At 44.8% G+C, this 26,701-nt stretch carries 25 protein-coding genes, 1 tRNA gene and 2 pseudogenes; 13 read left to right on the top strand and 15 right to left on the bottom strand.

All coding sequences use genetic code 11. From position 1 onward, the window contains the following. Window positions 1-8 precede the first annotated feature (8 nt). From pcp to GWP43_RS10895, 3 genes are all read right to left on the bottom strand, one after another. On the bottom strand, window positions 9-662 hold the full coding sequence (gene pcp, locus GWP43_RS10885) for a pyroglutamyl-peptidase I (RefSeq protein ID WP_162664848.1): 654 nt from the start codon (window positions 660-662) through the stop codon (window positions 9-11). 375 nt (window positions 663-1,037) lie between these two features. Continuing rightward, window positions 1,038-2,036 (bottom strand): DUF979 domain-containing protein, encoded by a 999-nt coding sequence (locus tag GWP43_RS10890; RefSeq protein WP_162664180.1) that lies wholly within the window; start codon window positions 2,034-2,036, stop codon window positions 1,038-1,040. Beyond that, window positions 2,029-2,703 carry a DUF969 domain-containing protein gene (locus GWP43_RS10895; RefSeq protein ID WP_162664181.1) on the bottom strand — a complete coding sequence of 225 codons (675 nt, stop codon included), beginning with the start codon at window positions 2,701-2,703 and terminating at the stop codon, window positions 2,029-2,031. Before GWP43_RS10895 ends, GWP43_RS10890 begins: the two co-directional genes overlap by 8 nt. A 151-nt stretch (window positions 2,704-2,854) precedes the next feature. Here GWP43_RS10895 and GWP43_RS10900 point away from each other — a divergent pair, with 151 nt between their 5' ends. The 3 genes from GWP43_RS10900 (at window position 2,855) to GWP43_RS10910 (ending at window position 5,597) form a co-directional block, all read left to right on the top strand. After that, the gene (locus GWP43_RS10900) at window positions 2,855-3,157 is read left to right on the top strand and encodes a BrnT family toxin (protein ID WP_230977679.1); all 303 of its coding nucleotides are present in this window, start codon (window positions 2,855-2,857) and stop codon (window positions 3,155-3,157) included. Next, the gene (locus tag GWP43_RS10905) at window positions 3,138-3,413 is read left to right on the top strand and encodes a BrnA antitoxin family protein (protein WP_044015505.1); all 276 of its coding nucleotides are present in this window, start codon (window positions 3,138-3,140) and stop codon (window positions 3,411-3,413) included. Before GWP43_RS10900 ends, GWP43_RS10905 begins: the two co-directional genes overlap by 20 nt. Window positions 3,414-3,902: 489 nt before the next feature. Continuing rightward, a complete protein-coding gene (locus GWP43_RS10910) occupies window positions 3,903-5,597 on the top strand; it encodes a DNA repair helicase XPB (protein ID WP_162664849.1) in 1,695 nt (564 codons plus the stop codon). A 163-nt stretch (window positions 5,598-5,760) separates the two neighbouring features. On the opposite strand, the gene GWP43_RS10915 is transcribed toward GWP43_RS10910, so the two are convergent. The 3 genes from GWP43_RS10915 to tsaE all read right to left on the bottom strand — a co-directional run bounded on the left by GWP43_RS10915 (window position 5,761) and on the right by tsaE (window position 7,969). After that, a complete protein-coding gene (locus tag GWP43_RS10915) occupies window positions 5,761-6,798 on the bottom strand; it encodes an HD-GYP domain-containing protein (protein ID WP_230977681.1) in 1,038 nt (345 codons plus the stop codon). Window positions 6,799-6,941: 143 nt separating this feature from the next. Then, entirely contained in the window at window positions 6,942-7,517 is a 576-nt protein-coding gene (gene tsaB / locus GWP43_RS10920) for a tRNA (adenosine(37)-N6)-threonylcarbamoyltransferase complex dimerization subunit type 1 TsaB (protein ID WP_230977682.1), read from the bottom strand. Next, window positions 7,514-7,969 carry a tRNA (adenosine(37)-N6)-threonylcarbamoyltransferase complex ATPase subunit type 1 TsaE gene (tsaE, locus tag GWP43_RS10925; RefSeq protein WP_162664184.1) on the bottom strand — a complete coding sequence of 152 codons (456 nt, stop codon included), beginning with the start codon at window positions 7,967-7,969 and terminating at the stop codon, window positions 7,514-7,516. The genes tsaB and tsaE overlap by 4 nt, the downstream gene beginning before the upstream one ends. A 311-nt stretch (window positions 7,970-8,280) precedes the next feature. Here tsaE and GWP43_RS10930 point away from each other — a divergent pair, with 311 nt between their 5' ends. From GWP43_RS10930 to GWP43_RS10970, 10 genes and pseudogenes are all read left to right on the top strand, one after another. After that, a complete protein-coding gene (locus GWP43_RS10930; protein WP_162664185.1) occupies window positions 8,281-9,108 on the top strand; it encodes an RluA family pseudouridine synthase in 828 nt (275 codons plus the stop codon). After that, entirely contained in the window at window positions 9,105-9,959 is an 855-nt protein-coding gene (locus GWP43_RS10935) for an RsmB/NOP family class I SAM-dependent RNA methyltransferase (RefSeq protein WP_162664186.1), read from the top strand. The genes GWP43_RS10930 and GWP43_RS10935 overlap by 4 nt, the downstream gene beginning before the upstream one ends. A gap of 46 nt (window positions 9,960-10,005) precedes the next feature. After that, entirely contained in the window at window positions 10,006-10,779 is a 774-nt protein-coding gene (gene trmB, locus GWP43_RS10940; RefSeq protein WP_162664187.1) for a tRNA (guanosine(46)-N7)-methyltransferase TrmB, read from the top strand. Next, complete coding sequence (locus tag GWP43_RS10945) at window positions 10,779-11,132, top strand: hypothetical protein (protein ID WP_162664188.1); 354 nt, start codon at window positions 10,779-10,781, stop codon at window positions 11,130-11,132. Before trmB ends, GWP43_RS10945 begins: the two co-directional genes overlap by 1 nt. Window positions 11,133-11,141: 9 nt before the next feature. After that, window positions 11,142-11,516, top strand: coding sequence for a chorismate mutase (locus GWP43_RS10950; RefSeq protein WP_162664189.1), 375 nt, complete (start codon window positions 11,142-11,144; stop codon window positions 11,514-11,516). 70 nt (window positions 11,517-11,586) lie between these two features. Continuing rightward, window positions 11,587-12,336: pseudogene (locus GWP43_RS15010) on the top strand (glycogen/starch synthase); the annotation flags it as partial. A gap of 207 nt (window positions 12,337-12,543) precedes the next feature. Further along, a complete protein-coding gene (locus GWP43_RS15015) occupies window positions 12,544-13,224 on the top strand; it encodes a glycosyltransferase (RefSeq protein WP_414162735.1) in 681 nt (226 codons plus the stop codon). 153 nt (window positions 13,225-13,377) lie between these two features. After that, window positions 13,378-13,653: a hypothetical protein gene (locus GWP43_RS10960; RefSeq protein ID WP_230977683.1), complete on the top strand. Its 276-nt coding sequence runs from the start codon at window positions 13,378-13,380 to the stop codon at window positions 13,651-13,653. 72 nt (window positions 13,654-13,725) lie between these two features. Continuing rightward, window positions 13,726-14,655 carry a hypothetical protein gene (locus tag GWP43_RS10965; RefSeq protein ID WP_162664191.1) on the top strand — a complete coding sequence of 310 codons (930 nt, stop codon included), beginning with the start codon at window positions 13,726-13,728 and terminating at the stop codon, window positions 14,653-14,655. 60 nt (window positions 14,656-14,715) lie between these two features. Further along, a tRNA-Phe gene (locus tag GWP43_RS10970) sits at window positions 14,716-14,788 on the top strand. 231 nt (window positions 14,789-15,019) lie between these two features. Here GWP43_RS10970 and GWP43_RS10975 read toward each other — a convergent pair. The 9 genes and pseudogenes from GWP43_RS10975 to GWP43_RS11015 all read right to left on the bottom strand — a co-directional run bounded on the left by GWP43_RS10975 (window position 15,020) and on the right by GWP43_RS11015 (window position 26,636). Continuing rightward, a pseudogene (locus GWP43_RS10975) lies at window positions 15,020-16,535 on the bottom strand (carbon starvation CstA family protein). Between the two features lie 199 nt (window positions 16,536-16,734). Further along, on the bottom strand, window positions 16,735-18,654 hold the full coding sequence (locus GWP43_RS10980) for a PfkB family carbohydrate kinase (RefSeq protein WP_162664192.1): 1,920 nt from the start codon (window positions 18,652-18,654) through the stop codon (window positions 16,735-16,737). Then, the gene (gene rbsK, locus GWP43_RS10985) at window positions 18,641-19,549 is read right to left on the bottom strand and encodes a ribokinase (RefSeq protein WP_162664193.1); all 909 of its coding nucleotides are present in this window, start codon (window positions 19,547-19,549) and stop codon (window positions 18,641-18,643) included. The genes GWP43_RS10980 and rbsK overlap by 14 nt, the downstream gene beginning before the upstream one ends. A 19-nt stretch (window positions 19,550-19,568) precedes the next feature. Then, the gene (locus tag GWP43_RS10990) at window positions 19,569-20,504 is read right to left on the bottom strand and encodes a nucleoside hydrolase (protein ID WP_162664194.1); all 936 of its coding nucleotides are present in this window, start codon (window positions 20,502-20,504) and stop codon (window positions 19,569-19,571) included. A gap of 11 nt (window positions 20,505-20,515) precedes the next feature. After that, window positions 20,516-21,439 carry an ABC transporter permease gene (locus GWP43_RS10995; RefSeq protein ID WP_162664195.1) on the bottom strand — a complete coding sequence of 308 codons (924 nt, stop codon included), beginning with the start codon at window positions 21,437-21,439 and terminating at the stop codon, window positions 20,516-20,518. Then, window positions 21,432-22,508 carry an ABC transporter permease gene (locus tag GWP43_RS11000; RefSeq protein WP_162664196.1) on the bottom strand — a complete coding sequence of 359 codons (1,077 nt, stop codon included), beginning with the start codon at window positions 22,506-22,508 and terminating at the stop codon, window positions 21,432-21,434. Before GWP43_RS11000 ends, GWP43_RS10995 begins: the two co-directional genes overlap by 8 nt. Further along, window positions 22,505-24,070, bottom strand: a complete 1,566-nt coding sequence (locus tag GWP43_RS11005; protein ID WP_162664197.1) for an ABC transporter ATP-binding protein — start codon at window positions 24,068-24,070, stop codon at window positions 22,505-22,507. The genes GWP43_RS11000 and GWP43_RS11005 overlap by 4 nt, the downstream gene beginning before the upstream one ends. A 98-nt stretch (window positions 24,071-24,168) precedes the next feature. Beyond that, the gene (locus tag GWP43_RS11010; protein WP_162664198.1) at window positions 24,169-25,248 is read right to left on the bottom strand and encodes a BMP family ABC transporter substrate-binding protein; all 1,080 of its coding nucleotides are present in this window, start codon (window positions 25,246-25,248) and stop codon (window positions 24,169-24,171) included. Beyond that, entirely contained in the window at window positions 25,245-26,636 is a 1,392-nt protein-coding gene (locus tag GWP43_RS11015; RefSeq protein ID WP_162664199.1) for an ADP-ribosylglycohydrolase family protein, read from the bottom strand. The genes GWP43_RS11010 and GWP43_RS11015 overlap by 4 nt, the downstream gene beginning before the upstream one ends. Window positions 26,637-26,701: the final 65 nt, after the last annotated feature.

Raw genomic sequence — 26,701 nt, forward strand, 5'->3', positions numbered from 1 at the left:
ACGAACCGCTAGCATATCTTTCCGCCCGAGACCTTTATGTCGGAACCGTGTTTGACGATGGCTTCAAGCGCGTGGGTAATGCCGCTGACAATTGTTTCCAAGCTCATCGAGGGGGTAAGCGCCGGTTTCCCGATTACCTGTTCGGGCAGAAACGGAATATGGATAAAGCCGCTTTTCATCGGTTTCCCCGCCACCGTCCTTTGCGCCGCAAGATGCGCGACACCGTAACAGACATGGTTGCAGATAAAAGTACCCGCCGTGTTGGAAATTGAAGCGGGAATTTTATGCGCTTTTATGTTTTCAACGATAGCCTTTATCGGAACGGTAACAAAATATGCAGCGGGGCCGCCTTTTACCACCGGTTCATCGATCGGTTGGTTCCCTTCGTTATCGGGAATACGGCAATCGTCGATATTAATACCGACTCTTTCTACGGTAATTTCGGATCTGCCGCCTGCCTGCCCGATGCTTAACACCACATCGGGATTTTCTTTTTCGACCGCTTCTTTTATCTTTGCTAAAGACTTTCCTACGACTGTCGGAATTTCAAGTTTGATAATCTGTGCGCCTAAAATGGTATCAGGCAATCGCTTAATGGTTTCCAGGGCGGGGTTGATTTTTTCTCCGCCGAAGGGATCAAAACCCGTAACTAAAATTTTCATCATGGCTCCTACAGGGCAATCGCATCAGAAAGTTTTTGGATATCTTTGCCGCAGCAGAGGCTGTCCGCCCTTTCCTTTTGAAAATATACGGGCATCTACTTCGTTATTTTACAAAAATTAGTCCTCAACGTGCAAAAGCACGTTTGCGGGTAATTTTTGTTCATGCCTCGTATATGCACCGCCTATTTCCAAAAGGCTAACGGGAAAACTTGTTTTAACAGACATAACCTCTATTATTCTGCGGAATTTGTTCGATTTGTCTGATGCGATTGCCCTTCTGCTAAAATAAACTGCACAAAATTTTATTCAAAATTTTGTGCAGACGGAAGGCAACCGTGTAAAGTATTTCCAGTACGGTTGCCCTTGTTTCTACTCCTAAAAGGCGAAGATTGACATCAAGATGATGTGCACGATGATCAAGGCAACCGACATAAAAGCTTGCGTTTTAATAAGCGTGTATTTATTTTCGGTTTCCAAAATTGCTGCGGGAACGATGTTGAAGTTCGCCGCCATCGGCGTTAAAAGTGTGCCGCAGTATCCGCAGGTCATACCGAGTGCACCGACAACCGCCGGATTCCCGCCTTGCATAATAACAAATGGAACGCCGACGCCGATGGTAATGACGGTGAAGGCGGCAAATGCGTTACCCATAATCATCGTAAAGATTACCATACCGAGGCAGTAGGCGATAACACCGAGAATGGGTACTCCTTGCGGTACAATACCGCTTGCAAACTGACCGATGATTTTACCGATACCGGCAGTTGCGAATATCGCTCCTAAAACGCCGAGTAATTGCGGGAGTAAGCTGGAGGAGCCGACTTGCATCAGCATCTTTGAAGTATCGTTGACGGTATTTTTCAATGTCGGTTTTGCCAACACCACCGCGAAAATCAACGCAATAATCGATGCAGCGCCGACAACCTGAGCGGTCGAAAAACCGAAGATGATTGCCTTACCTGCGGCATTGGTTCCAAGCGAAATGTTAAAGCTTTTGACCTGCGCCAATAGCATTGCTACAACGCCGATTAAAACCGCCGGAATAAAAATCTTATTGCCGACCTTTTGCGAATTTTTTTCTACCTCTTCTTTTTCGGCAGTCGGGATGTCTGCAATCTTTACCTGTTTTGTCAATGTCAAGATGCCCAGCAAAATCAATAAACCGCCGATAATGGCTCCGCCGTTCGGAACGTTCAATACGATCACTTTGCCGAACATGAACAACAAGCCTAAAATACCCCAAAACAAAAACGTCCCGCTCAAATGCTTTTTCCCTTTTAAAGAGATGAATGCGGTAATAATGGAAACAAGACCGCAGAGGCCGTATATGATTTCATCGATAATCATACTGTGCGAATGGATAAAACTAAACATCGCTTTTCTCCCCTTTTCTTAAGTGCTTTTCGAACAGCCAGCACTGGACAAGCGCGATGAGCACCATCGCAACACCCGCTAAAATGGAATACTTTGCGACATCAATATTGCTGATATCAAGTCCCTGTTCCTTCAAGGTGCCGGTAATCAACAGAACACCGGATGCAACGGGAAATATGTTTTGCCCGAAGAAGTTTCCGTAGTTTTCGGAAGCGCCGGCAAGCCCTTTGATTTTTTCAATATCTTCGTCAGTCAGTTTGATATTCTTCCGTGCGGCTCCCTCAGCCATCGGCAAAATGAGCGGACGGATAAACTGAACATGACCGCCCAACCGAATTGAAAAAGCGGAAGCAATCGTTCTGATTACAATGTAAAGCCAAATAACCATACCGGCGCTTGCGCCTTTAATCTTTTTGATACATTCCGCGGCGCGTAGTTTTAAGCCGTACCGTTCCATAATGGCGATAACAGGGAACGAAATAAAAAACAAGCTCATATAACGGTTATTGACAAATCCCGTTCCTATTGCATTGAGTACTTCAACCAGTCCCATTTTTGCAATTAATCCGGTAACGAGACCGGAAATCAATACGACTGCGACAACATCGAGTTTAAAAATAAAACCGACGATGATAATCGCAATGCCGATGAGAACAAAATAGTTCATATCATCTCCTATAAAAACTTTTGTAGAACACATTTTATCAGACTTACAGCCTGCTGTCTATTTAAAATTTTTTACATCGCAAATTAAATCTAAGGAAAACCTCTAAAAAATATACGCTTGACAAATGACTAAAATGTATATACAGTTAAGTATGGATAATGAGTTATTTGAATGGGATAACGAAAAAAATACCATCAATAGGCAAAAACATGGAATAGGTTTTGAAGAAGCTCTTTTGGTTTTTGATGATCCTCTTCATATAGAGTTATATGATGCCGCTCATTCTGATAAAGAGGATAGATTTTTAGCTATCGGCACGGTTTTGAATGTTCTTATTGTGTTGGTTGTTTATACGGAAAGAAATCAAAAGGTAAGAATTATATCGGCACGTCCTGCAACAAATAAGGAAAAGGAGTTGTATTATGATGCAGTCAATGACACTTTCGGAAGCTAAAAGTATGCTTACACAACAGCGGATAGAACAGTTAAAAACACTTGCTGAACAACCGATTGATACATCTGATATTCCGGAGCTAACACAAGAAGAGTTTTTTAAAATGTATCGTCCAATAAAAAAACCTCTTTCAATCCGTCTTGATTCGGACATTATTGTATGGCTTAAATCATACGGTAAGGGGTATCAGAGCCGAATAAATACCATTTTACGCAATGCGATGGCAGCGGAAAAACAAGCAGCACAGCGAAGATAATCCATTTGACACCGGTCAAACTTGTGTTCAGCGAAGTACACGGACGTACTTCGCTGAACGAGCGACACCGCAGATGCGCCGTTGACCAGTGTACGTCCCTGTACCCTGGTCAACGACGAGATTTGTGTATACCACAAATCTCGCTACTGCTTAATACCCCCGCCATCCTCGCCCAAAAATGAACATCCTTGTTCATTTTTGGGCTGCAAGTTTGCATTGCAAACTTGTTACTGTATGGAACCAGCGACATCCGTGTCGCCTCTGAGATACGTTGAGGATTAATTTGTGCGCAGTAACGAAAGAAATCCCCTTACAGCCATCGCTTTTGAAAATAGACGGCGCAGATACAAGGAGTTTAGCAAAAGCGAAGCGGAGGCGTACTTACTGTACGTTGAGCATTCGCTTTTGCGTAACGACGCAGTAGATGCGCCGTCTATTTTCAAAAGACCGATTTGACTAAACGTGAAGGATAGCGTAAAATTATCCGTTATGTCCGCTTCGTTAAAACCGCTTATCATTCAAGGCGACCGCTCCATATTACTCGACGTCCATGCGCCGGAAGCAACGGATGCACGCTTTGCACTTATCCCCTTTGCCGAACTTGAAAATTCCCCCGAACATTTGCATACCTATCGTTTAACCGGCTTGTCGTTATGGAATGCCGCAAGCGCAGGCTTCACTGCCGAAAAAATTACGGAGACGCTCAAACGGTTTTCCCGCTTTGATATTCCCCCTGCGGTACTCGGTTGGGTGGAAGAAACGTTCAGCAGATATGGCAAGATCAAACTGACCGAGTGTGAAGATAATTCGTTTTTGTATTTGACAGCGGAAAGCGATCGGATTTATCAGGAATTAAAAGCTTCGCCGAAGCTCGCAAAGTATCTGGTTGCTGCAGAAAAGCCGCGTTCGTTTTTAATTGCGCTTTTGAACCGCGGTACGGTCAAGCAGGCGTTGCTGAAAATGGGCTGGCCGGTGCGCGATGAGGTACCGTTGAAAGACGGTGCGCCGCTTGCGATAGCTTTACGTACACAGACAAAAAAAGGAAAAGATTTTATTATCCGCGACTATCAGCGGGAAGCGGCAGAAACCTTTATCGGTGATAAGGGGCCGGGAACAGGCTTCGGTACGATTGTGTTGCCCTGTGGTGCAGGTAAGACGATTGTCGGTATGCTGGTTATGTCGATGCTGAACACTGATACGCTGATTCTCACCACTAACACCGCCGCCGTACATCAGTGGAAGCGCGAGTTAATCGATAAAACCGAACTGGAACCCGATACCATCGGTATTTATTCAAGCGACACCAAAGAGATTAAGCCGGTTACCGTGGCAACCTATCAAATTTTGACATGGCGACCGGACACCGAATCGGAGTTCCCTCATTTTAAGCTGTTCCGGGAACGGAACTGGGGCTTGATTATCTATGATGAAGTGCATCTGCTTCCGGCTCCGGTGTTCCGCATTACCGCAGAGCTGCAAGTGATTAGACGGCTCGGCTTAACGGCAACGCTGATCAGAGAGGACGGCTGCGAAGGTGATGTATTCAGTCTCGTCGGCTCGAAGCGCTATGACGTGCCGTGGAAGGAACTGGAAGAAAAGGGCTGGATTGCCCACGCCTATTGTACGGAGATACGCATCCCCTTGCCGGTTTCCAAAGAGATTGAGTATGCCGCCGCCCCTTTGCGCGAAAAACACCGGATTGCGAGCGAGAACGAAGCAAAAAACGAGATTGTCCGGCAGCTGCTTGCACGGCATACCGACGACCAAATTTTGATTATCGGGCAATACATTACACAGCTGAAAAAGATAGCCGAAGCGGTACATGCGCCGCTCATTACCGGAAAAACACCGAATGCCGAACGGGAAGTGTTGTACGACTCATTCAGAGCAGGCGACATTTCCGTACTGGTGGTTTCCAAGGTAGCGAATTTCGCAATCGATTTGCCGGATGCTTCTGTGGCAATCCAAATTTCCGGAACTTTCGGCAGCCGGCAGGAGGAAGCTCAGCGGCTCGGGCGTATTCTCCGGCCTAAAGAACGGGATTCGTTTTTTTACACGCTGGTAACCCGCCATTCCGTCGAAGAAGAATGCGCCGACCACCGTCAAAAATTCCTTGCGGAACAGGGCTATGCCTACTCGCTCATCACCGATGCGGATTTCGCCGCCGATACACGCATACGATAGTGCAATGGAATCAACAGGGGGCTGCCTCAAAAACCGATTACTTTTTCGGTATCCCTGATGCAACGCAACAGATGTGCCGTATATTCTCGAAAAACCGTCAAGCTGTCCGATTCGATTCAGGGGAATGATAACTTTTGATTATGAATTGATCGCTAAACACTCACTACACCACCGCTCGTGGCACGGAATCCGGAGAATGTTCCTCTTCTTCATCTTTGAGGGTTTGCCATATTCTATCAAATGCATGGTGAATCTTTTTAAAATGCGTTACCAGCAGTGGATCAAAATGTTTTCCTGCATTTTCAAAAATATATTGTACCGCTTCATCATGTGAAAGCTCGTTTTTATACGAACGCTTCATACGTAACGCATCATATACATCAGCTATCGCTACAATTCTTGCCGAAAGCGGTATCATCTCTCCTTCCAATTTAAACGGATACCCAGAGCCGTCCCATCGCTCGTGATGGCTTAACGCTATCTCTTTTGCCATTGCAATAGGATAAGAAGACATAATAAGCGCTCCGTTTATTGTGTGTTCCTTCATTACTTCCCATTCGAGGCCGGTTAGTTTGCTTTGTTTTTGCAGAATATAATCCGGCGTCCCGATTTTTCCCACATCATGAATGGCAGCTAAAAAGGAAATATTATCGACAAAGTCCTGGGTAATTTGAGGATACCGGTTAAGTCCAAACAAGTAATCGGCAAATTCTTGGCAATAAAAATTGAGCCGTTGTGCATGGTTTCCGGTATCATTATCTTTCAACATAGATGCTTGCAGTAAACCGTTTAACATCATTTTATACATTTCGATCTGTTGAGCCGTTGTATCTTCAATAATTACCCAATATCCAAGCAAGTAACGATTCTCCTTATCAAAAAGCGGATGGAACCGTACTCTCGTATACAATGTTTTTAATGTATGCGATTTATGAACCATATTACCGATCCATGACCAACCCTTTTCTCGCGATCGTATACTTTCAAAAAAGTCTTTTATTTCCGTTTGAGTAAAGACTCTACCGAAAACATTAAAAAACGGCTTTTTTTCCAATGTATAATAACCTGCAAACAGTTTATATACGCTTTCGGTCATGTGGCGTATAACCAAATTACTGTCTACAATCATCGTAGGGATACTCCCTACTTTTGTTAATTCAGCAAGCTCGTTAAAATACGCCTCTTGTTCTGCCGCTGACATCTCTCCTGTAATTTGTTGTTTCCGTCCCGATGATATACTTTTTTTCCATAGATTAGTCCTTCTCCGCATCGCTCTTCCGAACATACTGAGGCCCCGCATAATCTGCAGCATTCTTCAGTACATTACCGTGCCTTTGCATATACTTAATCATTGAATATGCAAAAAGAGAGAGGAGCCGCTTCAATAAAATAAAAGCGAATATTACTTTGTAAAATTGCAACAGCATCTTTAAACGCTGCCGTTCCGTAGCCGGTAACCAGCCATTCTTCGTTTTCCGAAAAGTACGGGAGCATATCTGCCGCCGTCTTGTCAAAAGCTTCCGTTACTGCTGTTCCGTTTTTAAAGAGTTGGATATAAAAGCGATCTCTTTTTGCATCTATCACTGCGGCAATACTTCCATTCCACACCTCATACTGTGATGCAATGCATGGAAGTGTAGGAACGGGAATAAAGCAGCTATTACTGCTGAGCTGTAGCGCTTTTGCCGCGGCGAAGCCAAGTCTTAGGCCGGTAAAAGAACCGGGTCCTTCCGGCGCCAGTACTATTTCCGTGTCGGCGGCAGTAAATCCCGCTGCTGACACGGCAGCATCAATCAGAGGGAGCAACCGTTCAGCATGGGACGGACCGTTACCGGCGAAGGATTGAGTAACCAATCCTTTAGAGCCAAGCGCTGCAATTGTAAGGGTCGGAGTGAGGGTATCTATTGCAAGTATATTCATGGTGCCGCCTCATATTCGATTAAGCTGTCCGTTTGATACGGCCAGTTTGTGATAGTAATAGTTCTGCTTGTATCTTCTTCTGTTTTGATATGGATAAGGATGGTGCGTGCCGGTAATTCGGACATAATTTTTTCACTCCACTCGATGATACACACGCCCTGACCGTAGAGCATATCTTCAACGCCGAGATCTAAAAAATCTTCAGGTGAGCTGAGACGATACACATCCATGTGGTAAAGAGGCAACCGTCCATAATATTCCGATATGATGGTGAAAGTGGGGCTGGTAACTGCTTCGGATATACCAAGCCCTTGCGCAATACCTTTTGTCAGCTGCGTTTTCCCTGCAGCAAGCGACCCTTGCAATGCGAGCACATCGCCTGCATTGAGTAAGCAGCCCAAAGCCTGTCCAAAGTTAATAGTATCTTCTACCGTTTTTGTTCTGTATACCATATCAGCCCTAACTTTTTTCTTTCTTAGTTAAAGAAAACATCCTTCGTAATAGTTACAAGCGCAAATATACTATTCCGAAATCTGCTGTTTGTATAGGCCATCAACAGGAGTAAGAGAACGAATAGGATTCCTTAACAGATAATTTACTATCAATAAGTTTACCCCCAGCAGTATATGCGGTATCCCATAAAAATCAAACTTTTCATAATAACTTCTCCTTTTATTTTAGCATAACACTTGGATAAACCTTTGTCAAGTATCTTGTCTCATCGTAAAAAAATAACTATAATGCGTTTTTATTGTTGTGAACTATGTACAAAGAAACATCCCGTATTTATTTTGAAGATGATTACTGTGCGGTTGCGTATAAAGCAAGCGGCGAGCATTCCCAAACGTTTTTCGCGCCGCTTTTTCCGCATAAACCGTTTGTCACTCCAGTCAACCGGCTTGATACTCCCGTATCCGGTCTTCTACTGCTAGCTTTTTCTGCACAGGTACAAACGCTGTTTTCCCGCGCGTTTGAAGCCGGATCTGTGCAAAAAGAATATTGGGCAATATGCGAACGGTCTACAGTACACTCCGCAGCAGTATCGGAGCCGCAGCGGCTGGAGCATTGGCTCGGCTTTCATACCAAAACACAAAAAGCTTTTGCCGGCGCGGCTCCTATCGATATAACTCATGCAAATACAACTGCTGCCGATATCACAAAACCTAAAAAGCATAAGGAGCCGGCGCTTAAAAAAGCCGTTTTATATTGGACTTTATGCGGAGAAGGCGACCGGTACGACTTTATCCGTATCAGTCCGGAAACAGGGCGCACGCATCAGATTAGGGTACAGATGGCAGCCGCCGGACATCCCATCAAGGGAGATTTAAAATACGGAGCGCGGCGCAGTGAACCGAGCGGCGGCATACGGCTGCATTCCTACAAGCTCTCGTTTATCCATCCGGTTACGCACCAAAACATTACCGTTGAAGCGCCGCCGATGCAGCCCGATACCCTCTGGAAAGCTTGCATAGAGGCATGCACAAACAATACAGCGTTCACAAATAAAGGACACCATGAAGCAGGTACGGACACAACTGCCCCGGCTGCATTACCTACAAGCCATCAGATAGGCGCGGAGCGGCACCTGTGAAGCGGTCGAAGCAGGTAAGCGGGGCAGCCGCGTTCGAAGCTTACTACAACGCTCTTTTCGACAACCGTTGGACGGCGCTTCGGGAAGCGCTCTTACAAGAGACGCAACCGGTGGCGTTTTCGGTATGCGGCGGAAAGCCGTATTATCTTGACCAGGCGAGTATCTATGCGGCACAGGCGCTTCCGCCGATTGATGAGGGCAGCTATTTGGATATGTGCGCCGCTCCGGGCGGCAAAACGCTGGTACTCGCCTCCGGTATGGGACAGGAAGCGCAGATACAGGCAAACGAGTTGTCGCGGGCACGCCGAGCACGGCTGCTAACCGTACTTGATGAACACCTGCCGCCGGACATAAGCGCCCGCATCGAAGTTACCGGTTATGACGCCGCTACCTTCCCCCGCTATCGGCAAGCCTATTACGACCGCATTTTGCTGGATGCACCTTGTTCTTCGGAGCGCCATGTGATTACCGATGCGAAATACCTTGCATGCTGGACACCGGCACGGATTAAAATGCTGGCACAGCGGCAATGGGCACTCCTTTCGGCAGCTTTTCTGCTGCTTAAACCGGGCGGCTTTTTAGTATACGCCACCTGCGCGCTTGCCGATGAGGAAAACGACAGCGTTGTACAAAAGCTGTTAAAAAAATACGGAACCGAAGCTGCCATCCATAGCGGTACCGCAGCAATGGAATTTGGCGCGGCAAATCCCGAAACAATCGGCAAAAACAGTACACCGCCCATACTCGGCGAAAAAACGCTGTTTGGCAGCCGGTTTTTACCCGATACCTGCGGAGGAGCAGGCCCCTTGTATTTTTCGCTTATCGAAAAAGTGAATCACGAGAAGCTGTAAAAAACAGGTTCTTTTTAGGCCGCTCTCACAGCAAAGAAGGAATACCATGATAACAGAACAGACAGACCATAGTGAAAAAACCGGCATAGCCGATACGCCGCCGCAGGGACGCCCCATCAGAACCTTTGTACTGCGAAAGGGGCGGATTACTGAGGCTCAAAAAAAAGCGTATGCCGAATATGCGCCGCGCTGGTGCATCCCCTACAAAGCGCAGCAGCTTTCCTTTCCGGGGATTTTTGCGAATGATCACCCGGTCATCATCGAAATAGGCTTCGGCATGGGAGTCGCAACAGCTGAAATCGCAGCACAGCATCCCGAAATCAACTATATCGGAATTGAAGTTTTTCAAGCAGGGGTCGGGAAGCTGTTAAACGAAATTGAACAGCGCGATCTTAAAAATATCCGCATTATCGAACACGACGCTATCGAAGTATTGGAAAATATGATTCCCGACGCCTCAATTGCAGGGTTCCATATCTTTTTTCCCGACCCGTGGCAAAGGAAAAAACATCACAAACGACGGCTGCTCCATCGCCCGAGAACCGACCTGCTGGCTCAAAAACTGCAAGAAAACGGCTACCTTTACATGGTAACCGATTGGTACGACTATGCGGAGGACGCCTTTGCCGAACTTTCGGCCACCGAAGGGCTCCGTTCAAAATACGAAGGTTTCGCCCCTCCGCAGCCATGGCGTCCCAAAACCAAGTTTGAACAAAAAGGCCTCGATAAAGCGCACCCCATCACCGAGCTGATGTTTATCCGGACTAGGCAATGCGCACCCTTGCATGTTCCAATCGGACAAGTTATACTCGATCAATAATGGCATCTCCGATAATTAGAAAACACGTCACTATTCGTTTTTTGCATAGAACCGTACTTTTCCTCTTTACCGTTCTGATTGCCTTATTTGTTTTATTTATTTTGGGGAATGTTCAAAACTTTCTGGATTCAAGTCAGATTATTATTCTACGATTTCTGATAGCAGGCGGCATCTTACTGTTCTTAGTTGCTGTTTTTGCCTTTTTGTTTGAGATTAACTATAGTATTTATTTACGGAAACCCTACTACCTCGGTCGCTGCATTATCAGCGGTATCGCCTGCATATTCGGGCTGGCAATCGCAATCGTAGCTTCCGCTATTCTTCTACTTTCTAACGGTATCAATCAGGCATAAGGACATACAATGATTTTTCGGAAAAAACTGTACGCAGGAAGAGCAGCCGTATGCGCCCAAAATACACAGGAGCAGATCAAAACTGCCGTCGTTACCGCATACACACGCTTTTTGGAACTCAACAGATTGCATGAGAAAGACATCATTTCCCTACAATTTTCGATTACATCCGATATAACGGCAGCAAATCCTGCAACTTTATTGCGCTCCGCCGGTTATGCTTCTGCGACTGTGCTTTTTTGCAGTGCGGAACCGAATATCGACGGCAGTCCTCATGGTATAATCCGTTTTCTCTTTTATTACTATGGGAAAAAGAAAGCCGTACCGGTTTATTTGGGCGGGGCGGAAAAACTCAGGCCGGATCTGTTTAATCGTACAACATAGCGGATATTCCTGAAAATTACGGTTTTTAGCGGGTTCCTATTTTATTTTTCTTTAAGGATATTCTACTTTTATGAGCAGCAAAGAAAACAATGCATCCGTATGGGTTGTAAGCCGTGAATATGCCGGTTTTGCAGAAGCCGGAGGCGTAAAAAACGTTGTAAAATCGTTGGCAGAAGCAGCTGCCGATTCCGGTTTTGCGGTTACGGTATTTTTGCCCCATTACGGTAACAATAGCGAGGTTCTGGATAACTGTACAGGAGAAGTGAACATCCGTGTCGGCGACACATCGCATTTAGTGAGATATTTTGAACTTTTCAGGAAAAATATCCGTTTCATCTTTATCGACTCCGGCATTTTCACGGAAAAAAAAAAGATATTTATACCTACTGCACCGAAGAACTCGATTATTTTAGGGAAAAGCTGCACCGGCCCGATCTTAAAAAAGGAGACGGTTACGTAGACAGCCATGAAATGAACGTATTATTCCAAAAAAGCAATCTATTGCTATGGGTTACGGCATCATATCGCTCCGCAGGTATTGCACTGCCATGATGCCCACACCGCTTTGCTGCCTGCGTTTATCTTCGCCCGCTGTACGGGTAGGCGGCTATTTAGGCATACACGCGCACTTATCACTATTCATAACGCAGGGGACGGCTACCGTCAAACCTTTTATTCATTTGAATATGCGGCACATTTAACCGACCTCCCCCGCAGGGTATTGGAATACGGCAAAATCGATTATACCGTCGAACCCTTTCTTGTCGGTTCCGCCTTTGCCGATTTAACGACGGTTTCTCCGTGGTATGCAAAACAACTGATTTCGCCGGAACATTCGCCGTATTCCTATCTTTTTCCAAAAAGCCTTGCCGAAAGGCATATTCACATTACCGGTATCACCAACGGAATTGACTTTACAGCCTATAATCCTTGCAATACGGAATGTTCAGGGCTTCCCTTTGCATTCGACGTACAAAAAGAACAATTTGAAGGAAAATATGCCTGCCGTTCATTTTTATTGGATAAATTGCAGACGCAGACCTGTACAGCGCCACTGTATGATGGCATACAGCAATACGGCAGCATAGACCGACAGGAGAAAAATAAAACACTCTACCTGATGTATCACGGCCGGTTGGTTCGGCAAAAAGGCGTAGACGTATTACTCAAAGCAATTCCCCTTATACTGGAACACTCCCCTAGCCTGCGATTCATCGTAATGGGACAGGGAGACCCCGAGCTTGAAGCCGAAGCAATCGCTCTCGCTGCCGCGCTGCCCGGGAAATTTGTGTATTGCAAGGGATATAACCGGAAGGCTGCTCGGCTCATCACTGCCGCAGCGGACTTTATTGTTTTACCAAGCTTATTTGAGCCATGCGGCTTGGAGGACCTTATCGCGCAGGTCTACGGTACTATCCCGATTGCAAACGCACAAGGAGGCTTACAGAAAATCATAGACGGAAAAACAGGCTTCTTATACAAGCTCCCGGACGGCGAAGAACAAAATACCGACATACATATTAAAATATTAACGGAGGCCATACTGAAACAAGCGGAACATTTTTTTACAAGCGATAAAACAAAACTCATCGATATTCCATATTTTAAAAATATTATTTTACAGGCATACACAGCACTCCATACGAAATTTTCTTGGAAGCATATTTTTGTCGAACAGTACCTAAAACTCTATTTCCCTAATAGGTGATTTTTTCTTGTTATTGAAAGCCCCTCATTTTATGCCGATATAGAAAGGGAGAACCAATCAACAAGGGAAAAAATGAAAAAAGAGATTATTATAAATTTTTTGAATAAGCATTGGGACGAGTTTACTACTTTATTATCCGGGATAACTAATGCGATGCCTAGCCGCACACTTATGGAGGAAATTCCCGATGACCTCTGCGAATTTACAAATTTACTTTCAAAAATACTTGCAGTGCGGCAAATGTACACAACTGATAAACAGAAGGGACTGTTAGAAAAAGCACAGCAATTTCGAAAAAATGACTCTTCCTATAACAGAGAAGAACACGCGTCAATTATCGTTAAAAACGGCCTTTTTATGGTACAGCCTCAGCAATACAATGAAACATTGGATAGCTCTTTTAAGACACTTGTCGATTCGGTTCTCTAGCAAAAAATAATAATTTATGAATAATAAAGTACCTCTAATAAGAAATATAACATTTAATAGGAAATGCAAAATATGAAAGACAAAAAAACTGAATTGGAACTTAAAAAAGTAGCTATGCCCATTCCAGCCAAACGACGATTCGGCGATAGAAAAGAAGGAAGACGTATCCGTTCGGTAGAGCCTATGACGGTAGTGGCTCCCTTTATTATGCCATCAAGAATAGGATCACAAAATTTATTTCAAGACAGCATCAATGTAGCGGCAATTGAACATTTCGTGCATAAAAAGAGGGCAGAAGGCCTTACCGGTTTCGGTATTATGCATGTAGTGATCGCTGCCTATGTACGAACTATATCTCAACGGCCGGGAATTAACCGATTTTTAAGTGGATTACGGCTTTATGCTCGCCATAATATAGAAGTTGTTATGGCTGTCAAGAAAGAGATGACGCTGGAAGCCGAAGAAACAATGATGAAGTTTTTCTTTGACCGAAGTGCAACCGTTACTGATGTATATAACGAGATGACCCATAAAATAGATGAATATCGAAATACGCGGAAAGAAAAAGAGAGTGCTTTTGATAAAATCGCACGTAAACTTGGATTTATGCCGAATTTTCAATTACGTGCAGCGATCGCGTTTCTGAACTGGCTCGATTTCCACAACTTGTTACCGGAAAGATTGAGACTGCTCAGTCCTTTTCACTGTTCTGTTGTATTCTCTTCTATGGGATCATTAGGTATCCGTCCTATATTTCACCATTTGTACAATTTCGGTAATGCCCCCGTATTTATTACTTTTAGTGCAATGCGGAGATCACAAGAAATTACGCGAGATGGCACGGTTACTAACATACGGAACCTCGACCTTACTGTTACAACCGATGAGCGCATCTGCGACGGATTTTACTATGCATCCGCTTTCCATGAATTGCATAAATATTTAGAGGAACCTGAATTGCTTGAACAGCCGCCCGAAAAGATTATCTACGATATAGAATAAAGCTGTACATGGATACTTGACACATGTAAAAAAATCGGATATAAGTTCTTTATTATTTTTGCCGTTGTAGCTCAGTCGGTAGAGCAAAGGACTGAAAATCCTTGTGTCGACAGTTCGATTCTGTCCGACGGCATTATTCTTTTCCTGTCTTTAGTTTGCTTTTAATAACTGCTTATTTTTAATCTCTATTCTTCAATATAAATAATACGGATATGTAAAAGCTGCTCGGTATTAGATCCTCAAAAGACTTCAGTTTTTTAGCGATTTTCACAAATGTGTATATGCTGTAAAAGAACGTGTGACAGATTACCGGCGTGATGAAGAAGCCGTCACTTCTGTTAAGGCGGCTTCTTCATCATATTATTTAATTACTATGATGCGCACGTCCGATAATAATCTTCCGTTGACTTTCAAGGCTCTGTTGAGGCCGCATATAAATTCTCGTCATAAAGATGATAAAGAATACCGCTGCAACGACAATACCGACGACATACGAAATCGTAATTCCCTGCATGCCGAGCCGAACCAGATTGAAACACTCCGGCGCATACATCAGATAGGTAACGGAAACAGCCGACATAAAGGTAGCAGGAATAACCGCGATCCAGCAGCGATTCCGGTTAGGATAGTTTGTCGCAAGGTAAGCGCCGCCCGTCCATAAAACAATCATCGCAAGCGTTTGATTTGACCATGAGAAATAGCGCCACACAACGTTGTAGTTGATAAGCGAAATGCAGTATCCGACCAGCAGTAGCGGCACCGCGATTGAAAGCCGTACCTTCAATTTCTTTTCGTCGAGTTTAAACCAGTCAAAAATAATCATACGAGCACTGCGGAACGCGGTATCGCCCGAAGTAATAGGACACGCAATAACGCCGACCATAGCGATTGCACCGCCGACCGTCCCAAGAAGGCCGGTACAGATGGAGTAAACCGATTTTGAATTACCACCGCCGATGTCGAGGAGAGCTTTAAGGCCGGTACCTGATCCGTCTTTGTTCCAAAAGAACGCGATTGCTGCCGACGCCCATACCATTGCGATGATACCTTCGGCAACCATTGCGCCGTAGAAAACCCAGCGTCCCTCTTTTTCATTCTTTAACGTACGCGAAACAATGGGAGACTGCGTTGCGTGGAAGCCTGAAATAGCGCCACACGCTACCGTAATAAACATCAACGGCCAAATAGGGCGCTGGTGTGCACTTGGGTAGAGGTTTTCGAGTGTCAGTTCCATCATAGGGCGGGTTCCGCTATTCAGCATTGTTGCAATCGAAACGCCGACAGCCATTAAAATAAGGAAAATGCCGAAAATCGGATAGAATCGTGCAATAACCTTATCGACTGGAAGAAGGGTCGCAAGGAAATAGTATACAAGGATGATAATTGTCCACACTTTTACATTCAGCCATTCCGGAGTCAGCAGCGCAAGCAATCCCGCCAGCCCCACCATAAATACGACACCGACCATAACGAGCAGCACCAAGCCGAATACACGCATGATATTCTGCATGGTATGACCTAAGTATTTACCGGTTATTTCGGTAATACTGGCGCCGTCATTACGTACTGAGAGCATACCGGAAAGATAATCGTGTACACCTCCGGCGAGCAACGTACCGCCGACAATCCAAAGATAAACGCTTGGTCCCCCCCACAAAGCGCCGGAGATTGCGCCGAAGATCGGCCCTAAACCGGCAATATTCAAAAGCTGGATTAAAAAAGCTTTCGGTTTTGAAATCGGCACATAGTCTATTCCGTCAGGATTAGCCATAGCCGGAGTCCGATTGGCTTCATTCGGACTAAACACTTTTTTCTACAAATGTACCGTACACTAAGTAACCGACAATGAGTGCTGCAATACACAGCAAAAACGTTACCATAAAGAGTACCCTCCTGTGAATTGGATTTATGAATGACCCGTGAGCTTGCATTACTATTGAGTCATTACATATAAAGTATAAATCCGTTTTTCTCGCTTGTAAATAAAAAAAGGAGAAAATATAATCTAAATATAAATCCCACACCGATCCGTTTCCATCCACCTTAATTCCTACACAGCTTCCGCCATAATCCGCCGGCCTATATACAACACTGCTCCAGTGTCGCTCTGTCGATTAAAGACGGAACAACCCCTACCCGCGTTGTCGAAAATCCGGCGGCATAAAGTGCATACGGCAATGCGTCAGACAAGCTTTTTTGTTCGGATAAAAAGACGGCCAGTGCCGCAATAAAGGCATCGGCAGCTCCAGTTGTATCGATGGGTTTGAATATATCGACAGCTGGGAACCATCGCTCGTATTCGGAAGTTCGTACATAACAGCCATCGCTGTCGAGCGTTACGATAACCGTCTTGACGCCTTTTTCCAAAAACCATGCGACTTTTTCTTCCAATGTTCCGGCAATGGGACACAGTCTGTATAATTCTTTACGGTTCGGAATAAAATAATCCAGTTCCGGTAAAAGTTCTTCCGCTATTTCTTTTACGGCGGAAGGTTTCAGCATAATTGCAACGTTATATTTTCGTGCGGTTTCAATCGTCTTTTTAACTGCTTCCATAGGTATTTCGGTTTGCAACAAACAAAAAACTGCATCGGTAAAGAGCTGTTCGCTGCGGTATATTGAATCTGCAGAAATCGTTTCATTAGCACCGCCGTATAATACGATACCGCTTTCTCCATCACCTTGGATATGAATATAGGCTTTACCGGTAGAATGCTCTTCGTCTACATGCACAGCCGTTGCATCAATGCCGTTATCATGTAAGAGGTTCAAAATCATATCACCATCAAAGTCCCTTCCGACATTGCCGACCAGCGACACCTTGGCACCGAGCTTCGCCGCACCGACCGCTTGATTTATCCCCTTGCCGCCCGGTATTATCGAAACACTTTCAGCAGAAATGCTTTCTCCGGTCTGAGGATAATTGTTTACGGTAAGCAAGATATCCATATTGATACTGCCTACAACGATGATTCGTTTTTTACGCAAGGGTGCAGGTAGATCAATGCTTTTGTAATGATTACAAGTAAATGCTTCGGTATATGTCGGTATATCCGTTGCTTTCTTTTCGATTTTATCTATTAAATACCGGCATACAAAGCCTCCGAAATGAAATAAGGAAAGCGGAATCGCCGATATGGGCGGAAAGGGTTTGATATATTCCGCATCGTCGATACAGATAACGGAAAGATCCTGCGGTATCCGGAATTTATGTACCGTTGCATACTCATACGCCGTTACCGCCGTATCCCAATCACAGCAAACAAGCGCAGAACAATTATGTACCGAAAGCGCTTCCTGAACATTTTTACATTCAACATATAAACAATGGTGATCGAATAGACACCGCTCAACGCCTTGCCGTATTGCACATTCTTGCATATCGGTACCATCATATAAACAGCGTATTTTCGTATGCCCCAATTGTAACAATATATCTGCTGCGGTATATCCTGCTTTTTGGTAGTCATAGAATATACCGTTGGAACCGACAGCATTGGTATTCAGCGCTAGAAACGGAATACCGCGTTTATGCAACACCGCAGCAGCTCCAGTTCTATTGCATACTGTCGCCGCCGTTCCGACACTATCACCTTCTGCAACAATACCGGAAGTATCATTTTCTGCAGCAACTTCGACGGGTTCCCATAGAACCGCTTCTACCCTATTCTTACATAAGGCGGCGATGTGTTTTGATTCGCTTTCCGCAGAAGTAGAAAGGCACACCTGCACTTGGTACCCTTGCCGCTCCGCTTCATGCAAAAAACCGTTTGAGATCGATTGCCGTTTTTTTATGCCCGACAGTACAAGCCCTAATAAAAAGCTTTTTGAATTCGTATTATTTTTAATAAAATCATAGGGAGTGTACCGGTATTCCTTAACGATTTTAAGCACTCGTTCGCGCGTTTCAAGCTTTATCCCTTTATCCTTTCCGTTGATAATTTTTGAAACCGTCGAAACGGAAACACTGGCAAGCTCGGCTATATCATTTATCGTCAAAGGGTACCTCTGCCGCCGAGGGGATTGAGGTTTGCGCTCCCTTACGGGTAACAACAATTGCTGCGACCTCAGTTGCATAACGGACGGCCTGCAGTAGCGAAGAACCGGACGCAAGCCGAACCGCAAGCGCAGCTGTAAAAGAATCACCGGCGGCTGTCGTATCGACAACGGGAACGGAACGAGCAGGTACAAGATGCTTTCCCTCCGATTCGGAATTTACAAAAGCACCTTTTTCGCCGAGTGTAACAATGACATTCTTTACACCTTTTGTACGCAGCATATCGGAAGCGCTTTCATAGTCCGAAACATCTTTGCCCGTCAGTAATGAGAGTTCCGTCTCGTTCGGCTTGATAATATCAATGTATGCATAGAGTTCGGAAGGAAATAGTTTCGGTGCAGGAGCGGGATCAAGAATAAATGTCTTGCCTAATTCTTTTGCCCTGCGGGCGGCGTACACTACCGTTTGTATCGGTATTTCCAGCTGACACAATATGATATCACAGCTGTGCAGCAAATCGTCGTTATCGGCGATATCTTTTTCTGACAGTGTTTTATTAGCACCGGGAACAACAACAATACTGTTATCGCCCGCATCGTTTACCGTTATCCACGCAAGTCCTGTTGCGCAATCAGTGCGTACTAAAAGGCGGGAAACATCCACGCCTACAGACTGTAAGCTCTTCTTTTCGATTTCAGCATAGCGGTCTACGCCGACCGCTCCGAACATAACCGTTTGCGCACCTAACGAACCAGCTGCGTATGCTTGGTTTGCTCCTTTTCCGCCCGGTATCATATCGACAGTTTCCGCTAAAATCGTTTCGCCTGCTACCGGTATATGCGGAACACGAACTACCATATCGGCATTTAAACTGCCGATAACCAATATCTTTTTCATATTCATGCTTCCTGTTATTTTATGTATACGCCATACAGCATTGCTCAAGCAGCCGGACAAAACCTTCTCGATCGATATCCATACAAGCTGTAACATTCGGTTTTGGTCTGTTATTATTTACCCGCTTATCTGCAAGCGTCATACCGGCGGTATACTTTCCTTGCGTCTCGATAACAACATAGTAATCGCATACTTTAAACAACTCAGGTTTGATCAAATACGCAATAGTACACGCATCGTGGATAGGTGCGCCTTGGAATCCCAAATCAGAGTGAAAGCGGCCGAAGAAATCGAGCAACTCTGCAACCAGCACGGCAACCCGTTTTTCGGATTTACGCAGTCTTTCTATTTCTTCCGAAAAGATCATCGCTTTTTCGGTTACATCCAGTCCGCACATCACAATGGGAATACCGCACGAAAATACAATATGTGCCGCCTCGGGATCGACAAGGATATTAAATTCCGCTGCAGATGACCAATTACCGTGATCGATACCGCCGCCCATTAAACATATCTGCTTGAGATTTTTTTTCACATCGGGATATGCTAACAGCAAAATTGCAAGATTCGTCAGGGGGCCTGTTACGACAAACGTTACCGGTTCGGGGCTTTCAGAGATAAGCCGGCGGTGCAGTTCCCATGCGGATTCAGGCACACCGGTAAAATCCGTCTCCGGCAGAACCGGTCCATCCAACCCTGATTCACCGTGCACACTCGGTGCAACTTCCAATCTTCTGACGAGCGGATACGATGCCCCTTTTGCAAGCGGCGGAGCTTTTCCTAAAAACGAAATAATCTTGCGTGCATTAGTATATGTTTTTTCAACGGTTTGATTACCGGCGCTGACACTGACACCCAACACTTTGAGCTTTTCGGATGCAAACGCCATGATCAATGCTATTGCATCATCATGCCCGGGATCACAGTCAATTATAATCGGTATTTTATTGTCCATAGTTTTCTCCTTCAAGCGATTTGCGCTTTCCTACCGCGCTTCCGCCATGCTGAAAATACAATCAGTCCGACGACGGTTGAAATATAAGGAACGGTTTTTATGAATTCATCTGGGATGCTCATCGCCGCTAATACATTCGACAAGGCATCGGCAAAGCCGAAAAACAAGGCTGCAAACATCGTCGGCACCGGAGCCAACCGTCCCATTGCCGCAGCAGCCAACGCGATAAAACCGCGCCCCGCTACCATGCCTTTTGTAAAGGTACTCATGTATGCCATCGAAAGGAATACACCGCCTAACGATGCCAACAATCCGCTGATAAGCAATGCGATAACTCTGGTCTTACGAATAGGTATCCCGACGGATTCCGCTGCATCGGGATTTTCGCCTACGCAGCGAATGTGCATACCAAGCTTTGTTTTATACAGCAAAAACCAGACGGCAAATACCGTAAAGAACGCAATGTATGTCAACACGTTTTGCCCCGACAGAATGCTGCCTAACACGGGAATAGCGGCGATACCCGGTATAACCACTTTAGGAAACACCAATGAAACTAAGGAGGATGTACTGCCTTTATCGTGAATCAGCACATACATAATAAATACCGTTCCGCCTGCGGCCAATGTGTTTAACGCAATACCGGATAAAATGATGTCTGTTTTTAGATACAGCGCAAAGTAAGCCAGTAACACAGCAATTAATAAACCGCCGCCTAACGCAATTAAAAAGCCTATAAACAAACTGCCGGTTAAGCCAGTCCCCAGCGCTCCGAATGCCGCGGCAAAAAGCATAATGCCTTCCAATGCTATATTTGATGCACCTGAATTTTCCGCAACAACCGAAGCTTGTGCGGCAAACAATAGCGGAGTCGTAACACGCAAAACGGAATAAGCAAACTCCGCAGTTAAAATATAACTCAAAAAGTTATCCATCTAAGCCGCTCTCCTGTTGCATTTTAATGAGTGCTTTTTGCCGCCATTTACTTAAAAAGGCCTGAGCTGCGGCAAGCATTATAATAACACCTTGAATGATTGAAACCATTTCTGCAGTAACGTCCGTAGATGTCGCCATCTTATCGGCACCGATTTTTAAATACGCCAAAAAGAAAGCAGCAATCGGAATATAGTGCGGTTTATTTTTTGCAAGAATAGCGACAACGATACCGTCAAACCCGTACCCCGGCAAGCTTTGCCATTGGAACCGGTCATACATTCCCAATACCTCAACCGAACCGCCGACGCCCGCAATAAAACCGCCGATAAGCTGTGAGTATGCGATAATTGCCGTCGTGTTTAAGCCGGCATAACGGGCAAAGCGGATATTCCTTCCGGTTTGCATCAGACGATACCCCCATGCCGTACGGCGGATAAACAATACGGTCAGCACTACTACGGCGCACAATATCAACAGTCCGAAGTGCAATCGCATTCCGGGAATAAGACGTGCCAATTTTGCATTGGCAGGAATCAGGTACGTCGCCATAAATCCTGCCGACGGATCTTTAAAGGTCGTATTGGCAAAATATTTGGTTATGTAAAAGAATACATAATTCAACATTAAAGACGAAACCAACTCATTTGCATTCCATCGCTGCTTTAAAAAAGCCGGAACCCAGCAAACGACAGCACCGCATAACCCGCCGATAATAATCGATACAAGCGGTGCAATAACAGGAGGCAGCGGTATAAGCAATGCGGTAAATACTGCAACGGCACCACTCACATAAAACGCCCCTTCCGCACCCATATTAAACATATCTGCGCTGAACATAACGGCAACTGCAAGACCGGTAAAACTGAGCGGAATACATAACTCAAGTACGTTACCGAAACGGCGTGCCGATTCAAGCGGCCCTAAAAAGAGCTTTGAAAAAGCGAGCAGCGGTTCTTTACTGACAAATAAAATAATAAGAAACGATAAGAGCACCGCAATGCCGATCGCTGCAGCAAACCGTATCAATTCAAATCTTTTTTCAAATGAAAGGCGTCCTATTAATTTCATCGTAAACATCCTGCAAGTTCATGTGCACCTTGCTTTTTTAAGCCGAGCATATACTCTCCCAACTCAGTTTCGCTAACCATACCGGCATCCGGAAAATATGCTGTAATTTCACCGCCGTACATTACAACCAAACTGTCGCTTATTTCCAGAATCTCAGCCAAATCTGCCGAATTCACCAAAATAGCAGCACCGTTATCGCGCATTTCAATAATCTTTTGATGAATAAACTTTGCAGCGCCGATATCAACACCTCTTGTCGGTTGATCTGCGATAATACATCCTGCCGAGGTTGAAAATTCGCGTGCAATAATAACCTTTTGCATATTTCCACCGCTCAGCATTTTTACCGGCACATCGGCACTTTTTGTTTTAATCATAAATTGGTTGATAAGCGTATCAGCCCATTGTTTTATTTCATTCTTCTTTAGAATGCCCTTATGTACAAAGCGCTCATCTTCCGTAAAGACGGCAAATAAATTTTCTTGAATGGAAGCAGTTACCGCCGTTCCTACTTTTATTCTATCCTGCGGTATATAGGAGATACCTTCTTTTCTGATTGCAGCAATACTGCGCGATGTTATATCTTTACCGTTTAACATTACGCTTCCTTCAGTACAGTGCTGCAATCCGGTTATGGTATCGATCAACTCTTTTTGCCCGTTCCCTTCAACACCGACAATACCGAGAATTTTCCCCGCAGGCAAATCAAAACTCACATGCTTGAGTATGGGACGCCCGGCATCATCATCCATACATACATCCCGCAATTTTAAGACGGTCTCTCCGGGAACGCTCGGTTGTTTTTCTATTTCCCAATGTATATTTTTACCGACCATAAGGTTCGATATTTCTTTTTCAGAAATTTCTCCGGCGGAATACACGCCGACGGAAGTACCGTTACGCAATACGGTTATCCTTTCGCATATTTCTTTAACTTCATTTAATTTATGACTGATAAATATAATCGTACATCCCGAATTCCGCAGCTCTTTTAATTCAACAAATAATTCTTCCGTTTCTTGCGGAGTTAATACAGCGGTCGGTTCATCCAAAATTAAAATGCGCGCACCTTTATATAACGCCTTCAGAATTTCTACTTTCTGGCGCGTCCCTATGGGCAAATTTTTAATCTTTTCTTTCGGGTCAATAACAAAATGATATTGATTGATAATTTTTTGAGCCTGTTCGTTCATGAGTTTTTCACGAAGTAACGGGCCTTTTCCGGGTTCCATTCCAAGGCAGATATTTTCTGCAACACTCATCGATTCGACAAGCATAAAATGCTGATGTACCATACCGAATCCGTGACGAATAGCGTCAAGCGGGGATTTGATATGCAATTCGTTTCCATTATATAAAATCGTACCTTCAGTCGGTTGCTCAATACCGAATAATATTTTCATCAAGGTACTTTTACCGGCACCGTTCTCACCGACAAGCGCATGAATTTCTCCGGCGCGAACCGAAAAATTGACATGCCTATTAGCCGTAACACCGTTAGGATATATTTTTGAAATATCCTTCATTACTAAAATATCATCTGCCGTACTTTCAACATTCATTCGGATAGTCTCCGCATAAGCACGGAAAGTGAGGCCGGGGATTCCCAAAAAGTCGTTATGTTCGAGACATCCCCAGCTTCCGTGCAATGCTTTTTTAATTATGGGCGAGCGGAATCGATATATGCTGTTATATCGGCTTGCTTCATACCGAATGCTGTCTTAACTGCAATCTTTCCATTTCTGATTTGGGTTTCATACTCGGAAATATGCTTGCGAACTTCGGCAGGAACTTTTGCCTGATACACTTCATTATCTGCAAGACCGACGCAACCTTCATTTATTCCCAATGCTACGCGTTTCCCCCATATCAGTGTATTGCTTTGTATTTCTTTCATTGCAAGATACATGGACTTATCAACGCGTTTCAGCATCGAAGAGATAATGAGGTTTGATAAAACAGGATCAGTCTGCTTGTACAGCATAGCCTGATCGCTATCCACACCGATAATGAATTTATTCTTTTCCTTTGCAGCCTGCAGCGCACCTTCTCCGGCATTCGATGCGCAAACAAATATAATGTCGGCACCCATCTGATACTGTGTCAACGCAAGTTCTTTTGCTTTTGCAGAATCACTGAAATTTCCGACAAAAGAAGAAATGATTTTAATATCGGGAGAAACGGTTTTTGCACCTTGTATAAAACCGACTAAGAAATCGAGGATAACGGTATTATCCATACCGCCGATAAACCCGATTTTCTTCCCCTTTGTCATTTCCGCGGCAAGTACGCCTGCAAGGAAGGAACCTTCATTCTGCTTGTATTCTATCGAATAGGTATTTTTAAACAGCCCCGCAGAATCGGAAGCATAATCCATTGCCGTATCGTAGACGATGATTTTTTGATTCGGATAATCTTTTGTTATCTTTGATACAAGCGCCTGCATTTGCCACGTTCCGCAAAAAATAATATCGTGCTTTTCATCACAAAGATCACGCAATGCAGGTTCCCATTTTGAGTCATCATACCCGACTTCAACCACCTTGGTTTTGCAATGCAGTTCATTTGCGATCATCTTCATACCGTTGTTTGCGGAATCATGGAAAGACTTATCTCCAAGGTTTCCATTGATAATCAGCGCGACACTCGGTTCCTTTGAACCGCTGTTCTCTTTTGCACCGAAAGCAAACATAGACATGCCTAACAGTACAAACAGACTGACAGAAAGAATCTTTTTCATACATCCTCCAATTGTTTTACGACCGATACGGTCTTGTTAATAAGTTCTTGCAAACTTACCGTTTTATTTCCCCGTAAATAGGTTATAATTTCATCGCCAAAAGGATCCGTCCAGTGATCTTCGATTCCCTTTGTGCCTAACTTTGCACCAAGTGCAGCGCCCAGCTGTGCGGCATTACAATCGACATCTTGACCGCACATCGCGATATAGTGCATGACATCGTTAAAATTATCTTTGCCGAAATACAACGCAACTACTTCTGCCGCTGCATTCGGATACGCATGGATCCAGTTATACCGCTTGTATTTTTCTTCGCATGCCGCCCATGCCTCATAAAAATCCTGCTTTTTCATACACTGTGCCAATGCAAAGTGAAGCACGGAAGCATATTCCGAATCCCGTGGAATGCAGGAAACGGCTTTTTCCAAACATCTCCGCATGGGGTCTGCGCCGTATGCAAGGCTGACCAAAACAGCGTTAAACACCTCTCCGAGAATTCCATTCCCGTGGTGCGAAATTTCCGCGTCGCGCCATGCAAGCAGTGCAGCCTTACGAGGATTCAACGGGGCTACCTGACCGCACACGGCACCCCGCATTTGTGCACCGATCCATTCACGGTAGGGATTCCTAAACAGACCGCTTTCCGGAGGATACATCCCTCTACGTAAATTATCCAATGCAACCTGTTCGGCAGACCAACCGCAGGGAATTAACTCCAGCCATTGATCGGCAATATCGGCACTTGTCGGCATTCCCTGTGCTTTAAAGCACGCCTCGAGAAATGCGATCTCGTACGTTATATCATCGTTGTAAGTATTCGGCTTACGCACATACGTATGGATTTCGCCGAATTTTTTCTTTAGCTGTGCCGTCGTATATCCTTCAAGCGCCGTTCCAAAACCACCACCGCATAAACGGCCAAGCCACGCGGCCTTTGTTTTATCGTACAATACTGCATTCGACAGTGTTTCCGTTTCTGCTGCGGGAAACGCAATTGCTTTTTCATATTCGTCGAAACTTTGATAGAGCGTACTTTTCCAATAGTCGCTTGCAGTATCGCTCGGACACATAAAAAGGATATTAAATATGCGGGCAGTAATCCGCTGCAGCGTCTTCATATCATTCCGTTTTAGTGCATCAAGCCCTTCAGGAATCAAGTCCTCTGCAGCGCTTACGTCGCAGCCCAGCGCTTCTATAGACTGAACCGCCGCTATCACCACGCTTTCAGGGGCATGAGAGCCGGGCACATGACTTGCCCACTGCACACGAAGCAGATTATCCACCTGCTTTTCAGCGGCATTCGACGCCTCCCATGTTTGCTCGTCTTCCGATAGCACCACCGGAACGGCATTTTTTGTTAAATCGTAAATATATTCCCACGCTTTCATATCATCCTCGCATCGAATCTAACTTTATGAAAACATTTTTAGAAAACATTTTCATAACTTTACAT

Source organism: Treponema vincentii (assembly GCF_010365865.1).
In the GTDB taxonomy this organism is placed as follows: Bacteria; Spirochaetota; Spirochaetia; order Treponematales; family Treponemataceae; genus Treponema.

Excerpts from the sequence above, each read along its gene's own strand:
- pcp (WP_162664848.1), bottom strand. The coding sequence starts at position 662 with ATGAAAATTTTAGTTACGGGTTTTGATCCCTTCGGCGGAGAAAAAATC.
- GWP43_RS10890 (WP_162664180.1), bottom strand. The coding sequence starts at position 2,036 with ATGTTTAGTTTTATCCATTCGCACAGTATGATTATCGATGAAATCATA.
- GWP43_RS10895 (WP_162664181.1), bottom strand. The coding sequence starts at position 2,703 with ATGAACTATTTTGTTCTCATCGGCATTGCGATTATCATCGTCGGTTTT.
- GWP43_RS10900 (WP_230977679.1), top strand. The coding sequence starts at position 2,855 with ATGGATAATGAGTTATTTGAATGGGATAACGAAAAAAATACCATCAAT.
- GWP43_RS10905 (WP_044015505.1), top strand. The coding sequence starts at position 3,138 with ATGACACTTTCGGAAGCTAAAAGTATGCTTACACAACAGCGGATAGAA.
- GWP43_RS10910 (WP_162664849.1), top strand. The coding sequence starts at position 3,903 with ATGTCCGCTTCGTTAAAACCGCTTATCATTCAAGGCGACCGCTCCATA.
- GWP43_RS10915 (WP_230977681.1), bottom strand. The coding sequence starts at position 6,798 with ATGTCAGCGGCAGAACAAGAGGCGTATTTTAACGAGCTTGCTGAATTA.
- tsaB (WP_230977682.1), bottom strand. The coding sequence starts at position 7,517 with ATGAATATACTTGCAATAGATACCCTCACTCCGACCCTTACAATTGCA.
- tsaE (WP_162664184.1), bottom strand. The coding sequence starts at position 7,969 with ATGGTATACAGAACAAAAACGGTAGAAGATACTATTAACTTTGGACAG.
- GWP43_RS10930 (WP_162664185.1), top strand. The coding sequence starts at position 8,281 with ATGTACAAAGAAACATCCCGTATTTATTTTGAAGATGATTACTGTGCG.
- trmB (WP_162664187.1), top strand. The coding sequence starts at position 10,006 with ATGATAACAGAACAGACAGACCATAGTGAAAAAACCGGCATAGCCGAT.
- GWP43_RS10945 (WP_162664188.1), top strand. The coding sequence starts at position 10,779 with ATGGCATCTCCGATAATTAGAAAACACGTCACTATTCGTTTTTTGCAT.
- GWP43_RS10950 (WP_162664189.1), top strand. The coding sequence starts at position 11,142 with ATGATTTTTCGGAAAAAACTGTACGCAGGAAGAGCAGCCGTATGCGCC.
- GWP43_RS10960 (WP_230977683.1), top strand. The coding sequence starts at position 13,378 with ATGCCTAGCCGCACACTTATGGAGGAAATTCCCGATGACCTCTGCGAA.
- GWP43_RS10965 (WP_162664191.1), top strand. The coding sequence starts at position 13,726 with ATGAAAGACAAAAAAACTGAATTGGAACTTAAAAAAGTAGCTATGCCC.
- rbsK (WP_162664193.1), bottom strand. The coding sequence starts at position 19,549 with ATGAAAAAGATATTGGTTATCGGCAGTTTAAATGCCGATATGGTAGTT.
- GWP43_RS10990 (WP_162664194.1), bottom strand. The coding sequence starts at position 20,504 with ATGGACAATAAAATACCGATTATAATTGACTGTGATCCCGGGCATGAT.
- GWP43_RS10995 (WP_162664195.1), bottom strand. The coding sequence starts at position 21,439 with ATGGATAACTTTTTGAGTTATATTTTAACTGCGGAGTTTGCTTATTCC.
- GWP43_RS11000 (WP_162664196.1), bottom strand. The coding sequence starts at position 22,508 with ATGAAATTAATAGGACGCCTTTCATTTGAAAAAAGATTTGAATTGATA.
- GWP43_RS11005 (WP_162664197.1), bottom strand. The coding sequence starts at position 24,070 with ATGAATGTTGAAAGTACGGCAGATGATATTTTAGTAATGAAGGATATT.
- GWP43_RS11010 (WP_162664198.1), bottom strand. The coding sequence starts at position 25,248 with ATGAAAAAGATTCTTTCTGTCAGTCTGTTTGTACTGTTAGGCATGTCT.
- GWP43_RS11015 (WP_162664199.1), bottom strand. The coding sequence starts at position 26,636 with ATGAAAGCGTGGGAATATATTTACGATTTAACAAAAAATGCCGTTCCG.